This window comes from Pseudomonas sp. FDAARGOS_761, from assembly GCF_013343155.1.
GTDB lineage: Bacteria > Pseudomonadota > Gammaproteobacteria > Pseudomonadales > Pseudomonadaceae > Pseudomonas > Pseudomonas aeruginosa.
Map to the genome: position 1 here is coordinate 5,460,449 of NZ_CP054572.1, position 16,565 is coordinate 5,477,013.

Consider the following 16,565-nt stretch of genomic DNA (forward strand, 5'->3'; position numbering starts at 1 on the left):
GCAGCCTCAGCCCTTCGCCGGCGGCGGAAACATCGCCTGTACCTGGCCGTCGATGGTGCCCTGCACGCCCTTGCCCTTGGCGTCGACCTCGCTGGCGCCGCCGGAATTGAGGTCGAGGCGGCCGCCGGTGTCGATGTTGCCGTTGCCGCTGGCGTAGAGGTTGAAGGCGCTGCCGGAGATATTGATGGTGCCGTCGGCGTTGAACTCCACCACGCTCTTGCCGCAGACCAGGCGGATCTGCGCGCCGGCCTCGATCAGGTAGGTGCCGGTGACGCTGTCGCTCTTCGCCCCGCCCACCAGCAGGGTGTCGTTGAGCTTCACCGCGCGGGTGCGGTTGTTGCCGATGCGCGCCAGCTCGTCGTGGCCGATGCTCTTGTTGCGGTCGTGGCCGACCGACAGCGAGGCATCGTTCTCGACCAGGTTGTCCTGGTTGCGCTCGGCGTGGATGTATAACTGTTCGGCGCCCTTCTTGTCCTCCATGCGGATCTCGTTGAAGTTGGCCGGCGTGCCGCCCTTGCTCGAACGGCTCTTCATCCCGCTCTGGGTGGCGTTCGCCGGCAGCTCGTAGGGCACCGTCTGCTCGGCGTTGTAGACCCGCCCGGTGATGATCGGCCGGTCCGGGTCGCCTTCGAGGAAGCTGACGATCACTTCCTGGCCGATCCGCGGGATCTGCATCGAGCCCCAGTTCTTCCCGGCCCAGGCCTGGGACACGCGAATCCAGCAGGAGCTGTTCTCGTTCGACTGGTCGTGGCGATCCCAGTGGAAATGCACCTTGACCCGGCCGTATTGGTCGGTCCAGATCTCCTCGCCCTTGGGACCGACCACCACCGCGGTCTGCGGACCGCGCACCACCGGCACCGGGGTCTGCGGCAGGAGGCGGAACGACTGGCTGGCGTCGATGCAGTCCAGCTCGCTCTCGAACTGCGAGCCGGCGCCGCCGCTGCCGGTTTCGTAGAGTTCCTGGACCACCCGGTATTCGGCGCCGACCACCAGGTACTCGCGGTTCTGGTCATCGCGCGGATAGCCGCTCAGGCGGAACAGGTGTCCGGCGCCGATCCCACGCACCACGCCGCGCAGGCGCACGCGCTCGTGCTGCGCCTGGATCGCCTCGATGCGGTTGCGCGCGTACTGCTCGCCGTCCTGGCTCTGCACGTATTCGCCGGGATAGTCGTACAGCGGGTAGTCGGCCGCCGCGTGCGGCCGGGCGATGTTCGAACGCACCTCCAGGCGCGCGCCGGGGCGCTGGAAGTCGTAGTCGTTGAGGGTCAGCGAACCGGGCTGGACCTCGCGTGCCATCTGCCAGTCGAAGAAGTGGTCGCGCTCGCGATGGCCGAGGGTCGGCGGGTAGTAAGGCACGCTGGCGTAGCCACCCGGGCTGCGATGCGCGCCGTAGGCGTCGGAGAGCACCAGGATGTGGCGCTTCTGCTCATGGCGGAACCAGTAGTAGATGCCCTCCTGTTCCATCAGCCGGCTGATGAAGTCGAAGCTGCTCTCGCGGTACTGCACGCAGTATTCCCACTCGCGGTAGGGGCGCGTGAGGGCATCCTCGAAATCGGAAAAGCCGAGGTCGCGGAACACCTGCTTGATGATCTCCGGCACGCTCTGGTTCTGGAAGATGCGGCAGTCCGAGGTACGCGTCAGCAGCCACGGCCAGGGCCGCAGGGTGGCCTGGTAGCCGGCGAACTGGCCGTGCCCGGCCACCTGGCTGCAACGCGCGACGATGCCGTGGAAGAAGCGCCGGCTGCCGCCGGGCAGCTCCAGGGACAGGCTCATCGGCTTGCCGAGCAGCTGTTCCAGCGGCAGGTTGGGGTTTTCCGAGACCAGGTGCAGCTCGTAGGCGAACAACCGTCCCAGTTCCTCGCGTCCCTCCATGCGCTGCAACAGCAGCACGTCCGGCCCCAGCGGGCAATCCACCTGGACCAGGCGGGTCAGTTGCATCAATCCCATCGACGGTTCCTTCTACTGCTCTGCGTGTCGCCGGTTGTCACTCGGCCTCGGCGAAGTCGTAGTGGAACTGGTTGTCGCGGCTACTGATACGTACCCCGGCCAACGGCTTGCCTTCGAGCATGCGGGTGAGGAACTCGCGGCTCATGTCCGGCAACAGCGTGTTGGTGAGGATCGCGTCGATCATCCGGCCGCCGCTCTCGGTCTCGGTGCAGCGCGAGACGATCAGGTCGACGACGCCCTCGTCGAACTCGAACGGCACCTTGTGGGTCGCCTCCACGCGCTTCTTGATCCGCCCCAGTTGCAGGCGCGAGATGGCCTTGAGCATGTCGTCGCTGAGCGGGTAGTAGGGGATGGTCACCAGGCGGCCGAGCAGCGCCGGCGGGAAGATCTTCAGCAGCGGTTCGCGCAGCGACTTGGCGATGGCTTCCGGCTCGGGCATCAGTTCCGGATCGGCGCAGAGGCTGGCGATCATCTCGGTGCCGGCGTTAGTGGTGAGCAGGATCAGGGTGTTCTTGAAGTCGATCACCCGGCCTTCGCCGTCCTCCATCACGCCCTTGTCGAAGACCTGGAAGAAGATCTCGTGGACATCCGGGTGGGCCTTCTCCACTTCATCCAGCAGCACCACGCTGTAGGGCTTGCGGCGTACCGCCTCGGTCAGCACGCCACCCTCGCCGTAGCCGATGTAGCCGGGCGGGGCGCCCTTGAGGGTGGAGACGGTGTGGGCTTCCTGGAACTCGCTCATGTTGATGGTGATGACATTCTGCTCGCCGCCGTACATGGCCTCGGCCAGCGCCAGCGCGGTCTCGGTCTTGCCCACCCCGGAGGTGCCGGCGAGCATGAACACGCCGATCGGCTTGCTCGGGTTGTCGAGGCCGGCGCGGGAAGTCTGGATGCGCTTGGCGATCATCTCCAGCGCGTGGTCCTGGCCGATGATGCGCTTCTTCAGGTGCCGGTCGAGGTTGAGCACGGTGTCGATCTCGTTGCGCGCCATGCGGCCGACCGGGATGCCGGTCCAGTCGGCGACCACCGAGGCCACCGCCTGGTAGTCCACGGTCGGCAGGATCAGCGGCTCTTCGCCCTGCAACGCGCTCAGTTGCGCCTGCAGTTCGGCCAGCCGCGCATGCAGCGCCTGGCGCTGTTCCTCGTCGAGACGCGCCTCGCCTTCGCCCAGCGGCGCACCGCCGGCGTCCACCGCTTCGGCGGCGGCGCGCAGACGGGCGCGGGTCTCCAGCAGTTCGTCGACCAGGCGTTTTTCCTCGGCCCAGCGCTGCTCCAGGGCGGCCAGGCGCTCGCGCTCCTCGGCCAGCAGGGTCTCGGCGTTGCGCTGGCGTTCGGCGGTGGCGACGCCGATGGCGCTCTCGCGGCGGATGATCGCCAGCTCGGTTTCCAGCGCCTCGATGCGCCGGCGGCTATCGTCGACCTCGGCCGGCACCGCGTGCAGGCTGATGGCGGTGCGCGCGCAGGCGGTATCCAGCAGGCTCACCGACTTGTCCGGCAGTTGGCGCGCCGGGATGTAGCGGTGCGACAGCCGGACCGCCGCCTCCAGCGCCTCGTCGAGGATCTGCACCTGGTGGTGCTTCTCCATGGTCGACGCGACGCCGCGCATCATCAGGATGGCCTTGTGCTCGGACGGCTCGTCCACCTGCACCACCTGGAAACGCCGGGTCAGCGCCGGGTCCTTCTCGATGTGCTTCTTGTACTCGGCCCAGGTGGTCGCCGCCACGGTGCGCAGGGTGCCGCGCGCCAGGGCCGGCTTGAGCAGGTTGGCGGCGTCGCCGGTGCCGGCCGCGCCGCCGGCGCCGACCAGGGTGTGGGCTTCGTCGATGAACAGGATGATCGGCTTCTCGGAACTCTGCACGTCTTCGATCACCTGGCGCAGGCGCTGCTCGAACTCGCCCTTCATGCTCGCCCCGGCCTGCAGCAGGCCGACGTCGAGGGCGCGCAGTTCGACGTCCTTCAGCGCCGGCGGGACGTCGCCGGCGACGATGCGCAGGGCGAAGCCTTCCACCACCGCGGTCTTGCCGACGCCGGCCTCGCCGGTGAGGATCGGGTTGTTCTGCCGGCGGCGCATGAGGATGTCCACCAACTGGCGGATCTCCTCGTCACGCCCGACGATGGGGTCGAGCTTGCCGCTGCGGGCCTGCTCGGTGAGGTCCACGGTAAAGCGCTTGAGCGCCTCCTGCTTGCCCATCGCGCTCGGCGCCAGGGCGCCGCTGGCCTCGCCCGGGGCGGCGCCGGCGTTGAAGCCGTCGCTGGCCGACAGGCCGTTCTCCGGCGAGGCGCCGACGTACTCGTCGAAGCGCTCGGTGAGCGCCTCGACCTTGAGCTTGGCGAATTCCGCCGACAGCCCGGTGAGGGCATGGCGCAGGCTCGGCGTCTTGAGGATGCCGATCACCAGGTAGCCGGTGCGCACCTGGCTCTCGCCGAACATCAGGCTGCCATAGACCCAGCCGCGCTCCACCGCTTCCTCGACATGGGAGGACAGGTCGGTGATCGAGGTCGAGCCGCGCGGCAGGCGGTCGAGGGCCTCGGTCAGGTCCTTGGCCAGGCGCGCCGGGTCGATCCCGGACTGGCGGACGATCTGGTGCAGGTCCGAGTCCGGCAACTGGAGGATCTGGTGGAACCAGTGCACCAGCTCGACATAGGGATTGCCGCGCAGCTTGCAGAATACCGTGGCGGCCTCGATGGCCTTGTAGGCCAGGCTGTTCAGCTTGCCGAACAGCGCAACGCGACTGATCTCACTCATGTTCCTTCTCCTTGTGCTCATGCGGCCGCGCAGTGGCGTACTGGCGGGCCAGCAGTAGATCCCTGGCGTCCTGGCCGGGATCGCCCAGCCAGGTGTTGAAACCGAGCCGCCCGCCGCCCTGCAGGCCCAGCGGGGGTACTTCGTGGCGTTGCAGGACCAGGTTGACGTCCCAGTCCAGCTCCTCGCCCAGGTATTCGGCGACCCAGGCGGCCAGCTCGACGAAGTGGTCGCCGTCGGGCAGGAAGCGCTGGTATTGATCGAGGTCCAGCGGCCCCAGGCGCAGGCGGAACTTGTGCTGGCGGTCCCAGACGTGGGTGCCCAGGCAGACGTCCATGCCCAGGCTCGTCGAGTCGACGCCGAGGCGGCTGCGCTCGGGCAGCTCCAGCCATTGGCCGACGTATTCCTCGACCGCCACCGGGACCTCGAAATACTCCGCGAGGATCACCCGCAGGCCGTCCGGGTAGCGGGTCTGCGCGGCGAGGTGGCCGGTGTAGTAGTAGCGTGCGGTGTCCGCCAGCGGCTCGCGCCCCCGCAGGCTCGGCATGCCGCGCCCGGAGAGCGCGGCGAGACGCGCCGACCAGTAGTCGTCGTCGATCCGGTCGTGGCTGATCTCCGGCCGCGCCTCCGCCCAGGCCCGGTAGAACAGGGTCAGCAGGCGGTGGTGGAAGACGTCCATGAAGCGCTTGAAGGTCGCGTCGTTGACGTTGCGCTGGCGTTCCCGGGCGTATTCGGTGAGGTGCAGCGGCAGCGGCCCGTTGGGGCCGGTGAGGCCGAAGAAGAACTGGTCCAGGCGCGGCGTCGCGGCGGTGCCGGTGTGGCTCACCGAGGCCAGGGTCGAAGGCGCGAAGGTACAGTCGGGCTTCTGCCCGAGGCGCAGCGGATCGTCCGCCAGCCGCACCGAATGACCGAGGCGCGGCAGTTGCGGCGACTCGCACTCGATGCGCCGCAGCGCCTGGAAGAAGTCGTAGTCCCAGGGCGCCGCCGCCATCCCGGCGAGCAGGTTCAGAGGTTCGGACGGCTGCCCGGCTTCGCCTGCCATCTCATCACCTCGCCCCGTTCGCCGGTGCGCAGCACCGTCTCGGTAAAGCTGTTGATCGACACGTAGCGTGCCAGGAAGCGCTCGAACACGGCGCCGAGGAGGAACACCCCGGTGCCGCGGAACGCGTTCTCGTCGAAGTCCAGGGTGATCTCCAGGCCACGGCCGAAGACGATCGGCCCGGGCATCGGCAGGCGCCGCGTGCAAGGCTTGCTGCTGACCTCGCGCAGGCCCTCGATCTGCAGTTGCAGCGCCGGATCGCCGCTGTCGCCGTAGAGCCGCAGCAGCTCGCGCAGGGCGGCGGCGCCCTGGCCGCGCTCGGCCAGCGACAGGTAGTTCAGCGACAGCTGGCTGATCAGCCGCCAGGCGCTGGCATCGTGGGCACGGCTGGCGCGCGGCCGGCTCGGTCCGGCGAGGCAGCGCACCTGCATGACCGGGGCGCTGTCCTCCAGGGTGAAGTCGCTCTTGTGCGCGCCGATCGGCATGAACAGCGGCAGGTCGCGGTTGGTGCACAGCGCGGCGATGCCGAGCTGGCGCAGGTCGTGGCGATAGGGCGCCTGGTTGGCGTCGACCAGGGCGACGAAGGTCTCGCTGCCGACGTAGGTCGAGCGCGGGCCCTTGCGCCGCTGCTTGCTGGACAGCACGCGCGGTTCGCGGCGCACGCTGAAGTAGGCCTGCTCGCGGCCGTAGCGCGCCGGGTCGCGCACCGCGTAGAACGGTTGGAAGGGTTGCTCCGGACCGCTGCCGTGGCCGCTCACCTGTTGCAGCGAATGCACCTCGAAATCCAGCGGACGGGTGCGGTCGACGATCACGTGATGCTCGTTGACCCGGTCGGACAGGTGGATGCGGTCGCAGCGGCGCGGGAACAGGTTGATCGCCGGGGTGCAGAACGGCACCAGTTGCTCCGCGTCCACCGTGCCCTCCAGGCGCTGGTCGTGCTTGCCGAACAGCACGACCAGTTCCAGCTCCTCGCCGTGGCATCGACGCAGGGCGCGGTTCAGGCCGGAGAACTCGACGAACAGGAAGCGCGCCGGCAGGGCAAAGTATTCCTGCAGCAGGCGGTAACCCTGGAACGCCCGCGGCACCACCGGCAGCAGCGCGTCCTCGTCGTCGAAGCCACGCGCACGCAGGCTGCTCGTCGGCAGGCGTTCGACCCAGGCATTGTCCGGGGCGCGGACGAACACCGCGCAGGCGTTGCCGAGCAATTGTTCGTAGAGGCGGTAGGGTTGTTCGTCGGCGCCGTGCAGGTAGAGCGGCAGGGCGTCCAGCGACAGGCTGTCGAACGGGATACCGGCGCCGCTGCGCAGGCGGATGCGCAGGCCGGCCTTGGCCCGCGGCTCGCTGGCGGCGAGGCGGCCGAGCACCGCGGCGGGATTGCCGAAGTAGTCGGCCTGGGCCACTTCCAACGGCCACAGGGTCACCGGGTGGGCGGTGCGGTATTCGCAGGCGGTCTGGTCATCGGGGCCGAGCTGGCCGCGCAGGGAGGCCCCGCGCTCGACGCTGAAGCCGCTGCTCAGGGCGCCTTCGTTGGGGTCCGGGCGCAGCTGCACCACGGTCATCGACGGAGTCGGCGCCAGGTAGTGCGGGTAGGCGATTTCCAGCAGGTTGTGGGTGAAGGTCGGGTACTCCGCGTCGAGCTTCAGCTGGACCCGCGCGGTGAGATAGGCGAAACCTTCCAGCAGGCGCTCGACGTAGGGGTCGGCGCACTCGAAGCCGGACAGCGACAGGCGCCCGGCGATCTTCGGGAACTCCTCGGCGAACTCCGCGGCGCTTTCGCGGATGTGTTGCAATTCCTGGTTGTAGTACTCGAGCAGGCGCGGGTTCATGTACGCCTCCGCTCGCCCTGGGCGACGCGCACGTGGCCGGTCTCCAGGTCCAGGTTGGTGGTCAGCAGCAGGCGCAGCGGCGCCGGTTCGGCCCAGAGGTCACCCTCGATCTCGAAGCTCAGGGCGTTGTGGTCCATCTCGCCGGGCAGCAGTTGCGCGCGCACCCGCAACGAAGAACGGATGATGCGCGGCTCGAAGGTGGCGATGGTCTCGGTGAGCAGCGCCTCGATGGCATGCACGTCGACGCTCGACGCGGTGTGCCCGGCCAGCGCCGGCAGCCCGTAGTTGAGCACCGAGTTGCCGGCCGGCATCCGGGCGGCGGGGCCGTGGTCGAACAGCGAAGTGGTGTTGAACAGCCACGCCAGGTCGCGCAGCACCGAGGCCTTCAGCTGGCTCAGGGTCAGCACCCGGCGCTCCGCGGCTTCCTTGAGGTTGCCCGGCTCGTCGTCGGTGAGGCGGTCGAGCAGCGACGGCTGCAGGCGCTCCTGGAGGGTCAGTTCGGCCATGTCAGGCGTCCGTCGGCTCGAAGTCCAGCTCACGCAGGTCGAACAGCGCGGTCTCGCCGGCATCGGTGACGAACAGCCGCTGGCCGACCGGCAGGCCGCTGTCCAGCCATTCGGTCTTGCGCCCCAGGCGCGCGGCGTCGTCGCCGTGCTCGACGGTTTCCGCGTAGCGCGCCGGCAGCAGCGCGACGGTGGCGCCGCCGTTGGCCAGGGTCAGTTCGGCCGGCAGCCAGACCAGGTCGCGCAGGTCGCTCGGCGCCTCGACCTTGAGGCTGCGCAGGTTGCTCATCGGCAACCAGGCATAGCGACCGTTGACGATTACCTCGAGCACCGGGCCGAGGCGCGTGTCGGCATCTGCCAGCCAGGCGAACGGCGCTTCGCCGATCCGCCCGGGCACCGCCGGCGCGGCGTCGAAGGCCTGCTCGCGCAGGGCCTGGGCGGCCTCGCCATGGCCTTCGGCGTCCAGGCTCAGGGCCTGCAACAGCGGCGCGATCCATTCCGCCGGCTGGCCGAGGATCACCGGCGTCAGGCGCCCGGCGAACACCTCGCGGCGCAGCGCCTCGCAGTCGATGGCGGTGGAGTAGGTCTGTACCATCGGCAGCGCCGAGGCATCCAGTTCGCCGACCACCTTGAGCTGGTTCTGCGCCCGCGCCCACTGGCCCATCACGGCCAGCAGCTGGAACAGGAAGATCCGCAGGGTGGCGTTCGACGGCTGGCTGCGCACCTGTTCCTGCAAGGCTTTCAAGGCATCGTCCAGGCGCCCGGCGCGCAACAGTTCTTCGGCGATCATCGCGATACTTCCCTGTAGCCGGGAGCCCAGGCGCCCGGATGCGAATGAAGGGTCGGCCATGGCGCCCGGCGGACGCGACGGACGACCCGGTGGAATTCAGTACCTCCGGCAGGAGGTCGGGCGGACGAGGTCCGCGGCGCGCCGCGCGCGCCTTCGGCACCCGGCATGGCGGGCGCTCGCACCGGCCACGGCATGGCCTGGCCACGCCATGACCGGCAGCCGGCTCATCAGGCCTGCACGTTCTGGCGGATGTTCCAGCCGTACTTGACAGGACCGCCGTCCTTCGCGCCATCCGCCTTCTGCGGCTGGTAGTCGACCTGGACCTGGGCGAAGTTCAGGGTCACGTTCTCGGTCAGGCGATCCTCGCCACCGCTGCCGCCGGTGCTCACCGAGGACACCAGGACTTCCTTCAGGGTGATGATCAGGTACTCGACCTGGTTCTCGCCGCCGGCCTTGCGGATGGTCAGCTTCGCCTGCGGATAGTGCTTGCCGCTGGAGCAGGCCATCATCAGGTTGGGCGTGGACTTGTCGATGTACTTGGTGAACGACAGGTCCTGCACGTTGACCTTGCCGGCGCCGCCGCCACCGCCCATGTGCATCGACCCGGACTGGGACATGCCCCAGCTCCATGCCAGCACGTCGATTTCCTCGGCATGAGTCTTGTCCTTGGACTCACCCTTGACGTCGCCGATCTTGATGAACATATCAACAGCCATCTTTCCTCCCGTGTGGCTCGCGCCACTACGCTATGCAAGCGCCCGCCACCATGGCAGGCGCTGTCGTTGAATGCCTCAGGCCTCTTTGGCCGAAGGCAGCTTGGATACCAGGCGTAGCGATACCGTCAGTCCCTCGAGCTGGTAGTGCGGGCGAAGGAAGAACTTCGAGTTGTAGTAACCCGGATTGCCTTCGACTTCCTCCACCACCACTTCGGCCGCCGCCAGCGGGTGCTGGGCCTTGGTGGTCTCGGTGGAGTGGGCCGGGTCGCCGTCGACGTAGTTGAGGATCCAGTCCTGCAGCCAGCGCTGCATCTCGTCCTTCTCCTTGAAGGAACCGATCTTGTCGCGAACGATGCACTTCAGGTAATGGGCGAAGCGGCAGGTGGCGAACAGGTAGGGCAGGCGCGCCGCCAGGTTGGCGTTGGCGGTGGCGTCCGGATCGTCGTACTCGGCGGGTTTCTGCAGCGACTGCGCGCCGATGAAGGCGGCGAAGTCGGTGTTCTTCTTGTGCAGCAGCGGCATGAAGCCGTTCTTCGCCAGCTCCGCCTCGCGGCGGTCGGAAATGGCGATCTCGGTCGGGCACTTCATGTCCACGCCGCCGTCGTCGGTGGGGAAGGTGTGCGCCGGCAGGCCCTGCACCTCGCCGCCGGACTCGACGCCGCGGATCCGCGAGCACCAGCCGTAGAGCTTGAAGGAGCGGTTGATGTTGACCGCCATCGCGTAGGCCGAGTTGGCCCAGGCGTACTTGCTGCTGTCGGCGCCGTCGGTTTCTTCCTCGAAGGCGAACTCTTCCACCGGATCGGTCTTCGCCCCGTAGGGCAGGCGCGCCAGGAAGCGCGGCATGGTCAGGCCGATGTAGCGGGAGTCCTCGGACTCGCGCAGCGAACGCCAGCCGGCGTATTCCGGGGTGGTGAAGATCTTGGTCAGGTCGCGCGGGTTGGACAGTTCCTGCCAGGAACCCATGCCCATCACCGTCGGCGAGGCGGCGGAGATGAACGGCGCGTGCATGGCGGCGGAGATCTTCGCCATCTCGCCGAGCAGCTCGACGTCCGGCGGCGACTGGTCGAAGTAGTAGTCGCCGACCAGGCAGCCATAGGGCTCGCCGCCGAACTGGCCGTATTCCTCTTCGTAGAGCTTCTTGAAGATCGGACTCTGGTCCCAGGTGGTGCCCTTGAATTTCTTCAGGGTCTTGTGCAGCTCCGGCTTGGAGATGTTCAGCACGCGGATCTTCAGTTGCTCGTCGGTCTCGGTGTTGTTGACCAGGTAGTGCAGGCCGCGCCAGGCGCTTTCCAGTTGCTGGAAGTCGGCGTGGTGCATGATCAGGTTGACCTGCGCGGTGAGCTTGGCGTCGATCGCCGCGATGATCGACTCGATCGACTTGATCGCGTCGTTGGAGATCAGGCTGGTCTGCTCCAGGGCATGCTCGGCGAGGGTCCGCACGGCGGTCTCCACCGCTTCGCGGGCGCGCTCGGTCTTGGGCTTGAACTCCTGCAGCAGCAGGCTGGCGAACTCGCTGGTCTGCTCGGTGGTGGTCTGGCCCTGGGCCAGGTTCTCGGTGCTCAATTCGGCCATGCTGGAATCCTCTTACGCCTGCGGCTCGTCATCTTTGGGCTTCGGCGCGCTGGCCAGGGCCTGAAGCAGGGCCGGGTCCTTGATCGCCTTCATGATCATTTCCTCGGCGCCGGTCTTGCCGTCCATGTAGGTCAGCAGGTTGGCCAGCTGGGTACGCGCCTCGAGCAGCTTGTTCAGCGAATCGACCTTGCGCGCCACCGCGGCGGGGCTGAAGTCGTCCATGCTCTCGAAGGTGATGTCCAGGCTCAGGTTGCCTTCGCCGGTCAGCACGTTCGGTACGTTGAAGGCCACCCGCGGCTTCATCGCCTTCAGCCGGGCATCGAAGTTGTCCACGTCGATCTCCAGGAACTTGCGGTCGGCGACCGCCGCCTGGGGTTCGGCGGGCTTGCCGGCGAGGTCGGCCATGACGCCCATGACGAAGGGCAGCTGGACCTTCTTCTCGGCACCGTACAGCTCCACGTCGTACTCGATCTGCACGCGTGGCGCCCGGTTCCTGGCGATGAACTTCTGACTGCTGGTAGTGCTTCCCATCTTGTTTCTCCCTCGCGCGACGGCGGTTGTTAGCGCCGTCGGAATCGCCCCGGCGGCTTGCAGCGTTGGCCCGGACGGCCGCTAGGCGTTACTCGCTTTCCGGGCCTCGCAGGGTTTCGAACTGGGAAATCCCATCAGGGATGAGATTCCTCACGATTTCGGCGAAGTCGGCCGTCACCAGTGTCTTGGCGCGCTTGAGCAGCACCGGCACCGGACTCGACGGCTCGTGGCGAACGTAATACTCGAGCAGGCGATCGAGCTGGCGCAGGACGTCTTCGCGGTTGGCGATCTCGCCGCTGGCTCGCGGTGCCGGCGCGGCGACGGCTGCGACAGGCGCGGCACCCACCTGCTCGTCGGCGACCGCCTCGGCACCCGGCGCCAAGGACTCGCCGGCGCCCTGCGGGCCGTACAGGTCGAACACCTGGAGGGCCTGGCGCAGCAGTTGACGAAGGGGACCGAGGTCGAGTCCCTGGGCCGAGCCGACCCGTTCGGCGACGCCGCTCTCGATGGCCAGGGCATGTTCCTGGGCGCCATCCAGGGCGCGCCGGGTGGCGGCCAGCGCATCGGCGTCGGCATCGGCGAAGGCGCCGGCGATCTGCTCGGGACTCAGGGTCTCGCTGGCGAAGCGTTGCAGCCCGGCGGCGTTCAGCGCGGCGCGCAGGTTGACCGGGCCGAACGCCCGCGAGCGCACCAGCGGGATCGCCCAGACCAGTTGCAGCAGCGGTTCGGCGACCAGGCCGGTGAGGGCGTTGATACGGAAGGTGGGGTCGTTGTCGTCATCGGCGTCGAGCAACGGATAGACGCCGTCCCAGTACTGGCCGAGCAGCTCGCGGACCAGCAGCAGGCCTTCGGCGAGCCCGTCCAGGCCGTCGAGGGCGACGTTGCTCTGCAGCAGCAGGTTGGCTACCCGCAGGTCCTTGCTACGGCCGAACAGTTCGCTGGCCAGCGCGCGTACGCGCGGCCACTCCGGCGGCTCGGCGGGCAGCACGGCATCGCCCATCTGGCGCTCGGGTTGGCCCTGGGCGATGCGTTCGAGTTCGAGGAACGCGGCGTCGTACTCCAGATCGTCGCCACAGGGCGAGTCCGGGGATACGGCAGCCAGCAAAACGGGTACATCCAGCACGGTGACGATCTCCCTATCATCGAAGCCGCTGCGCGGCCCTCACCTTCGCTTGTAAGATCCACTCCGTCGGATCTTGTAGGAGCCATTGATGAATATCGGATGACTCGAAAGGTTGGCAAAATTCTTGTGGCATGCCGCAAGGCTTGTCAAGGAAGGCACAACGCCACTAGTTGCATGACACCGCAGATCGGACAAATCTTTAAAAGACGTAGGATTAGTCTTTTATAATCCGGTACCACCCGATGTGTCTTCCCGAGGCGACGAAACGCCGGAAAGCCGTCGGGCCAGCCTGGATGCGAACCGAAATCCCTCGGGCACGGGGGTGAGCGCCTGGAAGAGCCGGGCGCTGGCAATGCAAGGAGTAGCAATGCCGCTGCGATTGACCATCACCAGCTACCACAAGCTGACCCCCGGTCAGTGTTCGGAAAAGGTACTGGACCAGGGACAGCTGACCATCGGTCGGGGCCCGGACAACGACTGGGTCCTGCCGGACCCGGAGCGCCTGGTCTCCAGCCGCCACTGCACCATCCTCAACCGCGACGGGGTGTACTACCTCACCGACACCAGCACCAACGGCGTGCTGCTGGTCAATGCCGGGCACCGCCTGCGCCGCGGCAACAGCGAGCCGCTGCAGGACGGCGAGACCGTCCGCCTCGGCGAATACGACATCCTCGTTCAGCTCGGCCATGACATCGCCCTGCCCGGCAGCGGCAATCCGCAGACCGATCCGTTCACCAGCTTCGACGCCCTGATGAGCCGGCAGGCCGCCGGATCGGCGCCTGCCTTCGCCGAACCGGCGCCCACCCCGCACCCCGCGGTGACGGCGCATTTCCAGGGCGGCTCGCCGCTGGATACCAAGCCCGACCTGTTCGACTTCCTCACCCCGCCGCCGCCCGGCGCGGCGCCGCGTCCGGACCATGTACCGGCCGAACAGCACGACTTCCGCCCGCCGGAACCGGTGATCCCGCCGCCCCCCGCGACCACCCCGGCGCCACCGCCCGCTGGCGGCGCACCGCTGATTCCGGCCGACTGGGACCCGTTCGCCGAACTGCTCGGCAACACGCCCGCGCCAAGCGCCACGCCCGTCGCCCAACCGCTGCCGACGGCCGAACCGACGCCGCTGGCGATGCCCTTCGCCGACCCAGGGATCACCCAACAGCCACAGCCACAGCCACAGCCACAGCCACAGCCACAGCCACAGCCACAGCCACAGCCACAGCCACAGCCACAGCCACAGCCACAGCCACAGCCACAGCCACAGCCACAGCCACAGCCAGCCAGCGTGGCGGCGCCGACGCCGCCGGCAAGCGCCGCCGCGTCGGCCGGCGGCGACCTGCTGCAGGCGTTCCTGCGCGGCGCCGGCATGACCCAGTTGAAGGTCGACCCGGCCGGCGCCGAAGCGCAGATGGAAGCCATCGGCCGCAGCTATCGCGGCCTGGTGGAAGGACTGGTGGACGTGCTGCGCGCACGGGCCAGCCTGAAGGGCGAGTTCCGCATGGCGCAGACCATGATCCAGCCGGTGCAGAACAACCCGCTGAAGTTCGCGCCGAACGTCGACGAAGCCATGCTGCTCCTGCTGCGCCGCGACAACCAGGCGTTCATGGCGCCGGATCGCGCGGTGGCCGACAGCTTCGAAGACCTCAAGGCGCACCAGCTGGCGGTGATGGCCGGCGTGCAGGCCGCCATCCGCCACCTCCTGGCGCGCTTCGAACCGGCCGCGCTGGAAGCCCGCTTCGGCAAGCCGGCCGGGCTTTCCGGCCTGCTGCCGGGGGCCCGCCAGGCACAGAACTGGGACAGTTTCACCGAGCTGTACGCGAAGATCCTGCGCGAGGCGGAGGACGACTTCCAGGAGCTTTTCGGCCGCGAATTCAGCCGCGCCTACGAGGAACACAGCGCTCGACTACGGCGTTCCTGACGCCAACGAACACCAGGAGAAACAACGTCAATGAGGACGACACCATGCAGAAACTGATCGTCGCGCTGTTCGGGCTGCTGCTCGCCGCCTGTTCGTCCAGCCCGCCGGAAACCCCGCCGACCCGGGTGGTGATCTGGCTCCACGCCGCACCGAACCTCAACCCGTCCGCCGCCGGCCAGGCGGCGCCGCTGCGCCTGCGGCTGTACGAGCTGAAGAAAGACACCGCGTTCGGCCGCGCCGACTACTTCGCCCTCACCGACAACGCCCAGTCGACCCTCGGTGGCGACCTGGTGGAGCAGGACGAGTTCCTCCTGCGTCCGGGCGAGGAACGGCGCATCGAACGCACGCTCGACGAGCAGACCCGCCAGCTCGGCTTCGTCGCCGCCTACCGCGACCTCGACCGCGCCACCTGGCGCCAGGTCCTCGACGTGCCGGGGCAACGCACCAGCCATCTCGACATCACGCTCGGCGCGCAGGCCATCGGCATCGTCGCGCGTCCCGCGCCCTGAACCTTCGGAGTCCCTATGTCCTGGAATAACCGCGTGGTGTGGTCCGAAGGCATGTTCCTGCGGCCACAGCATTTCCAGCAGCACGACCGCTACCTGGAAACCCTGGTGGATGGCCGCTGCCGCTCGCTCCTGGCGGGCGGCTGGGGCTTTTCCGAGCTGAAGCTGGACGATGCCCTGCTGACCCAGGGCAAGCTGGCCATCGTCAGCGCCCGCGGCGTGCTGCCGGATGGTACGCCGTTCAACATCCCCGCCGACGATCCGGCGCCGGCGCCGCTGAATGTCGAGGAAAGCCTGCGCGACGGCATCGTCTACCTCGGCCTGCCGCTGAAGCGGGTCGGCACCCGCGACACGGTGGAGGAGGGCGAGGCCCTCGGCGGCGCCCGCTACGTCAGCCAGGTGCAGGAAGTGCGCGACGACAATGCCGCCTTCGAGAGCCGCGCGCCGGTGGCCCTGGGCAGCCAGGCGTTCCGCCTGCTGACCGAGCGCGACGGCCTCGGCGAATACGCCGCGGTGGGCGTCGCGCGGGTCCGCGAGAAGCGCGCGGACCAGGCCCTGAGCCTGGACGAGGACTACCTGCCGCCGGTACTCGACATTGCCGCCGCGCCGCCCCTGGCGTCCTTCGCCAAGGAGCTGCTGGGCCTGCTCCACCAGCGCGGCGAAGCCCTCGCCGGGCGGGTGGTGGCCTCCAGCGCCGGGGGCGCCTCGGAAATCGCCGACTTCCTGCTGCTGCAACTGGTCAACCGCGCCGAGGCCCTCACCGGTCACCTGTCCCGCGTGCGCCCGCTGCACCCCCAGGAGCTGTACCGCGAACTGGTGGCCCTGGCCGGCGAGTTCTGCACCTTCACCGCCAGCCAGCGGCGTCCCGAGGAGTACCCGGTGTACAACCACGACGACCTGGCCGCCAGCTTCGCCCCGGTGATGCTCGCCCTGCGCCAGGCGCTGGCGACGGTGATCGACGCCAAGGCGATCGCCATCCCGATCGTCGAGAAGGCCTACGGCGTGCACGTCGCGATGCTCAGCGACCGCAGCCTGATCGACAACGCCAGCTTCGTCCTGGTGGTGCGCGCCGACGTCCCCGGCGAGAGCCTGCGCGGGCACTTCCCGCAGCAGGCCAAGGTCGGCTCGGTGGAGCACATCCGCGACCTGGTCAACCTGCAACTGCCGGGTATCGGCCTGCTGCCGATGCCGGTGGCGCCGCGGCAGATCCCCTACCACGCCGGCTCCACCTATTTCGAACTGGACCGCGGCAGCGCGCATTGGAAGCAGCTGACGCACTCCGGCGGCTTCGCCTTCCACATCGCCGGCCAGTTCCCCGGGCTGAACCTGGCCTTCTGGGCCATTCGAGGATAAG

The 16,565-nt window shown here is 68.4% G+C and carries 13 protein-coding genes; 3 read left to right on the forward strand and 10 right to left on the reverse strand.

Going from position 1 to position 16,565, the window contains the following annotated elements; genetic code table 11:
- Positions 1 to 6: 6 nt before the first annotated feature.
- The 10 genes from vgrG1a to tssA all read right to left on the reverse strand — a co-directional run bounded on the left by vgrG1a (position 7) and on the right by tssA (position 12,790).
- Entirely contained in the window at positions 7 to 1,938 is a 1,932-nt protein-coding gene (gene vgrG1a, locus FOC67_RS25490) for a type VI secretion system spike protein VgrG1a (RefSeq protein WP_073646568.1), read from the reverse strand.
- Between the two features lie 46 nt (positions 1,939 to 1,984).
- Positions 1,985 to 4,693, reverse strand: coding sequence for a type VI secretion system ATPase TssH (gene tssH / locus FOC67_RS25495; protein ID WP_003136970.1), 2,709 nt, complete (start codon positions 4,691 to 4,693; stop codon positions 1,985 to 1,987).
- Positions 4,686 to 5,732, reverse strand: coding sequence for a type VI secretion system baseplate subunit TssG (gene tssG, locus FOC67_RS25500; RefSeq protein ID WP_003083679.1), 1,047 nt, complete (start codon positions 5,730 to 5,732; stop codon positions 4,686 to 4,688). Before tssG ends, tssH begins: the two co-directional genes overlap by 8 nt.
- Complete coding sequence (gene tssF / locus FOC67_RS25505; RefSeq protein WP_003083676.1) at positions 5,696 to 7,555, reverse strand: type VI secretion system baseplate subunit TssF; 1,860 nt, start codon at positions 7,553 to 7,555, stop codon at positions 5,696 to 5,698. The genes tssG and tssF overlap by 37 nt, the downstream gene beginning before the upstream one ends.
- The gene (gene tssE, locus FOC67_RS25510) at positions 7,552 to 8,061 is read right to left on the reverse strand and encodes a type VI secretion system baseplate subunit TssE (RefSeq protein WP_003111625.1); all 510 of its coding nucleotides are present in this window, start codon (positions 8,059 to 8,061) and stop codon (positions 7,552 to 7,554) included. Before tssE ends, tssF begins: the two co-directional genes overlap by 4 nt.
- 1 nt (position 8,062) lies before the next feature.
- Complete coding sequence (gene tagJ / locus FOC67_RS25515) at positions 8,063 to 8,908, reverse strand: type VI secretion system accessory protein TagJ (RefSeq protein ID WP_003119488.1); 846 nt, start codon at positions 8,906 to 8,908, stop codon at positions 8,063 to 8,065.
- A 167-nt stretch (positions 8,909 to 9,075) separates the two neighbouring features.
- Complete coding sequence (gene hcp / locus FOC67_RS25520; RefSeq protein ID WP_003083670.1) at positions 9,076 to 9,564, reverse strand: type VI secretion system receptor/chaperone Hcp; 489 nt, start codon at positions 9,562 to 9,564, stop codon at positions 9,076 to 9,078.
- 75 nt (positions 9,565 to 9,639) lie between these two features.
- On the reverse strand, positions 9,640 to 11,136 hold the full coding sequence (gene tssC, locus FOC67_RS25525) for a type VI secretion system contractile sheath large subunit (RefSeq protein WP_003104973.1): 1,497 nt from the start codon (positions 11,134 to 11,136) through the stop codon (positions 9,640 to 9,642).
- Positions 11,137 to 11,148: 12 nt separating this feature from the next.
- Positions 11,149 to 11,667 carry a type VI secretion system contractile sheath small subunit gene (gene tssB / locus FOC67_RS25530; RefSeq protein ID WP_003083666.1) on the reverse strand — a complete coding sequence of 173 codons (519 nt, stop codon included), beginning with the start codon at positions 11,665 to 11,667 and terminating at the stop codon, positions 11,149 to 11,151.
- Between the two features lie 88 nt (positions 11,668 to 11,755).
- On the reverse strand, positions 11,756 to 12,790 hold the full coding sequence (gene tssA / locus FOC67_RS25535) for a type VI secretion system protein TssA (RefSeq protein WP_003083664.1): 1,035 nt from the start codon (positions 12,788 to 12,790) through the stop codon (positions 11,756 to 11,758).
- 367 nt (positions 12,791 to 13,157) lie between these two features.
- Here tssA and tagH point away from each other — a divergent pair, with 367 nt between their 5' ends.
- Genes tagH through tssK form a run of 3 tightly spaced genes read left to right on the forward strand, consistent with a single transcriptional unit; the run spans position 13,158 to position 16,564 of the window.
- Positions 13,158 to 14,705 carry a type VI secretion system-associated FHA domain protein TagH gene (tagH, locus tag FOC67_RS25540; RefSeq protein ID WP_009314907.1) on the forward strand — a complete coding sequence of 516 codons (1,548 nt, stop codon included), beginning with the start codon at positions 13,158 to 13,160 and terminating at the stop codon, positions 14,703 to 14,705.
- 44 nt (positions 14,706 to 14,749) lie between these two features.
- On the forward strand, positions 14,750 to 15,214 hold the full coding sequence (tssJ, locus tag FOC67_RS25545) for a type VI secretion system lipoprotein TssJ (RefSeq protein WP_003083660.1): 465 nt from the start codon (positions 14,750 to 14,752) through the stop codon (positions 15,212 to 15,214).
- 15 nt (positions 15,215 to 15,229) lie between these two features.
- Positions 15,230 to 16,564, forward strand: a complete 1,335-nt coding sequence (gene tssK, locus FOC67_RS25550; RefSeq protein WP_003115052.1) for a type VI secretion system baseplate subunit TssK — start codon at positions 15,230 to 15,232, stop codon at positions 16,562 to 16,564.
- Position 16,565: the final 1 nt, after the last annotated feature.

Excerpts from the sequence above, each read along its gene's own strand:
- vgrG1a (WP_073646568.1), bottom strand. The coding sequence starts at position 1,938 with ATGCAACTGACCCGCCTGGTCCAGGTGGATTGCCCGCTGGGGCCGGAC.
- tssH (WP_003136970.1), bottom strand. The coding sequence starts at position 4,693 with ATGAGTGAGATCAGTCGCGTTGCGCTGTTCGGCAAGCTGAACAGCCTG.
- tssG (WP_003083679.1), bottom strand. The coding sequence starts at position 5,732 with ATGGCAGGCGAAGCCGGGCAGCCGTCCGAACCTCTGAACCTGCTCGCC.
- tssF (WP_003083676.1), bottom strand. The coding sequence starts at position 7,555 with ATGAACCCGCGCCTGCTCGAGTACTACAACCAGGAATTGCAACACATC.
- tssE (WP_003111625.1), bottom strand. The coding sequence starts at position 8,061 with ATGGCCGAACTGACCCTCCAGGAGCGCCTGCAGCCGTCGCTGCTCGAC.
- tagJ (WP_003119488.1), bottom strand. The coding sequence starts at position 8,908 with ATGGCCGACCCTTCATTCGCATCCGGGCGCCTGGGCTCCCGGCTACAG.
- hcp (WP_003083670.1), bottom strand. The coding sequence starts at position 9,564 with ATGGCTGTTGATATGTTCATCAAGATCGGCGACGTCAAGGGTGAGTCC.
- tssC (WP_003104973.1), bottom strand. The coding sequence starts at position 11,136 with ATGGCCGAATTGAGCACCGAGAACCTGGCCCAGGGCCAGACCACCACC.
- tssB (WP_003083666.1), bottom strand. The coding sequence starts at position 11,667 with ATGGGAAGCACTACCAGCAGTCAGAAGTTCATCGCCAGGAACCGGGCG.
- tagH (WP_009314907.1), top strand. The coding sequence starts at position 13,158 with ATGCCGCTGCGATTGACCATCACCAGCTACCACAAGCTGACCCCCGGT.
- tssJ (WP_003083660.1), top strand. The coding sequence starts at position 14,750 with ATGCAGAAACTGATCGTCGCGCTGTTCGGGCTGCTGCTCGCCGCCTGT.
- tssK (WP_003115052.1), top strand. The coding sequence starts at position 15,230 with ATGTCCTGGAATAACCGCGTGGTGTGGTCCGAAGGCATGTTCCTGCGG.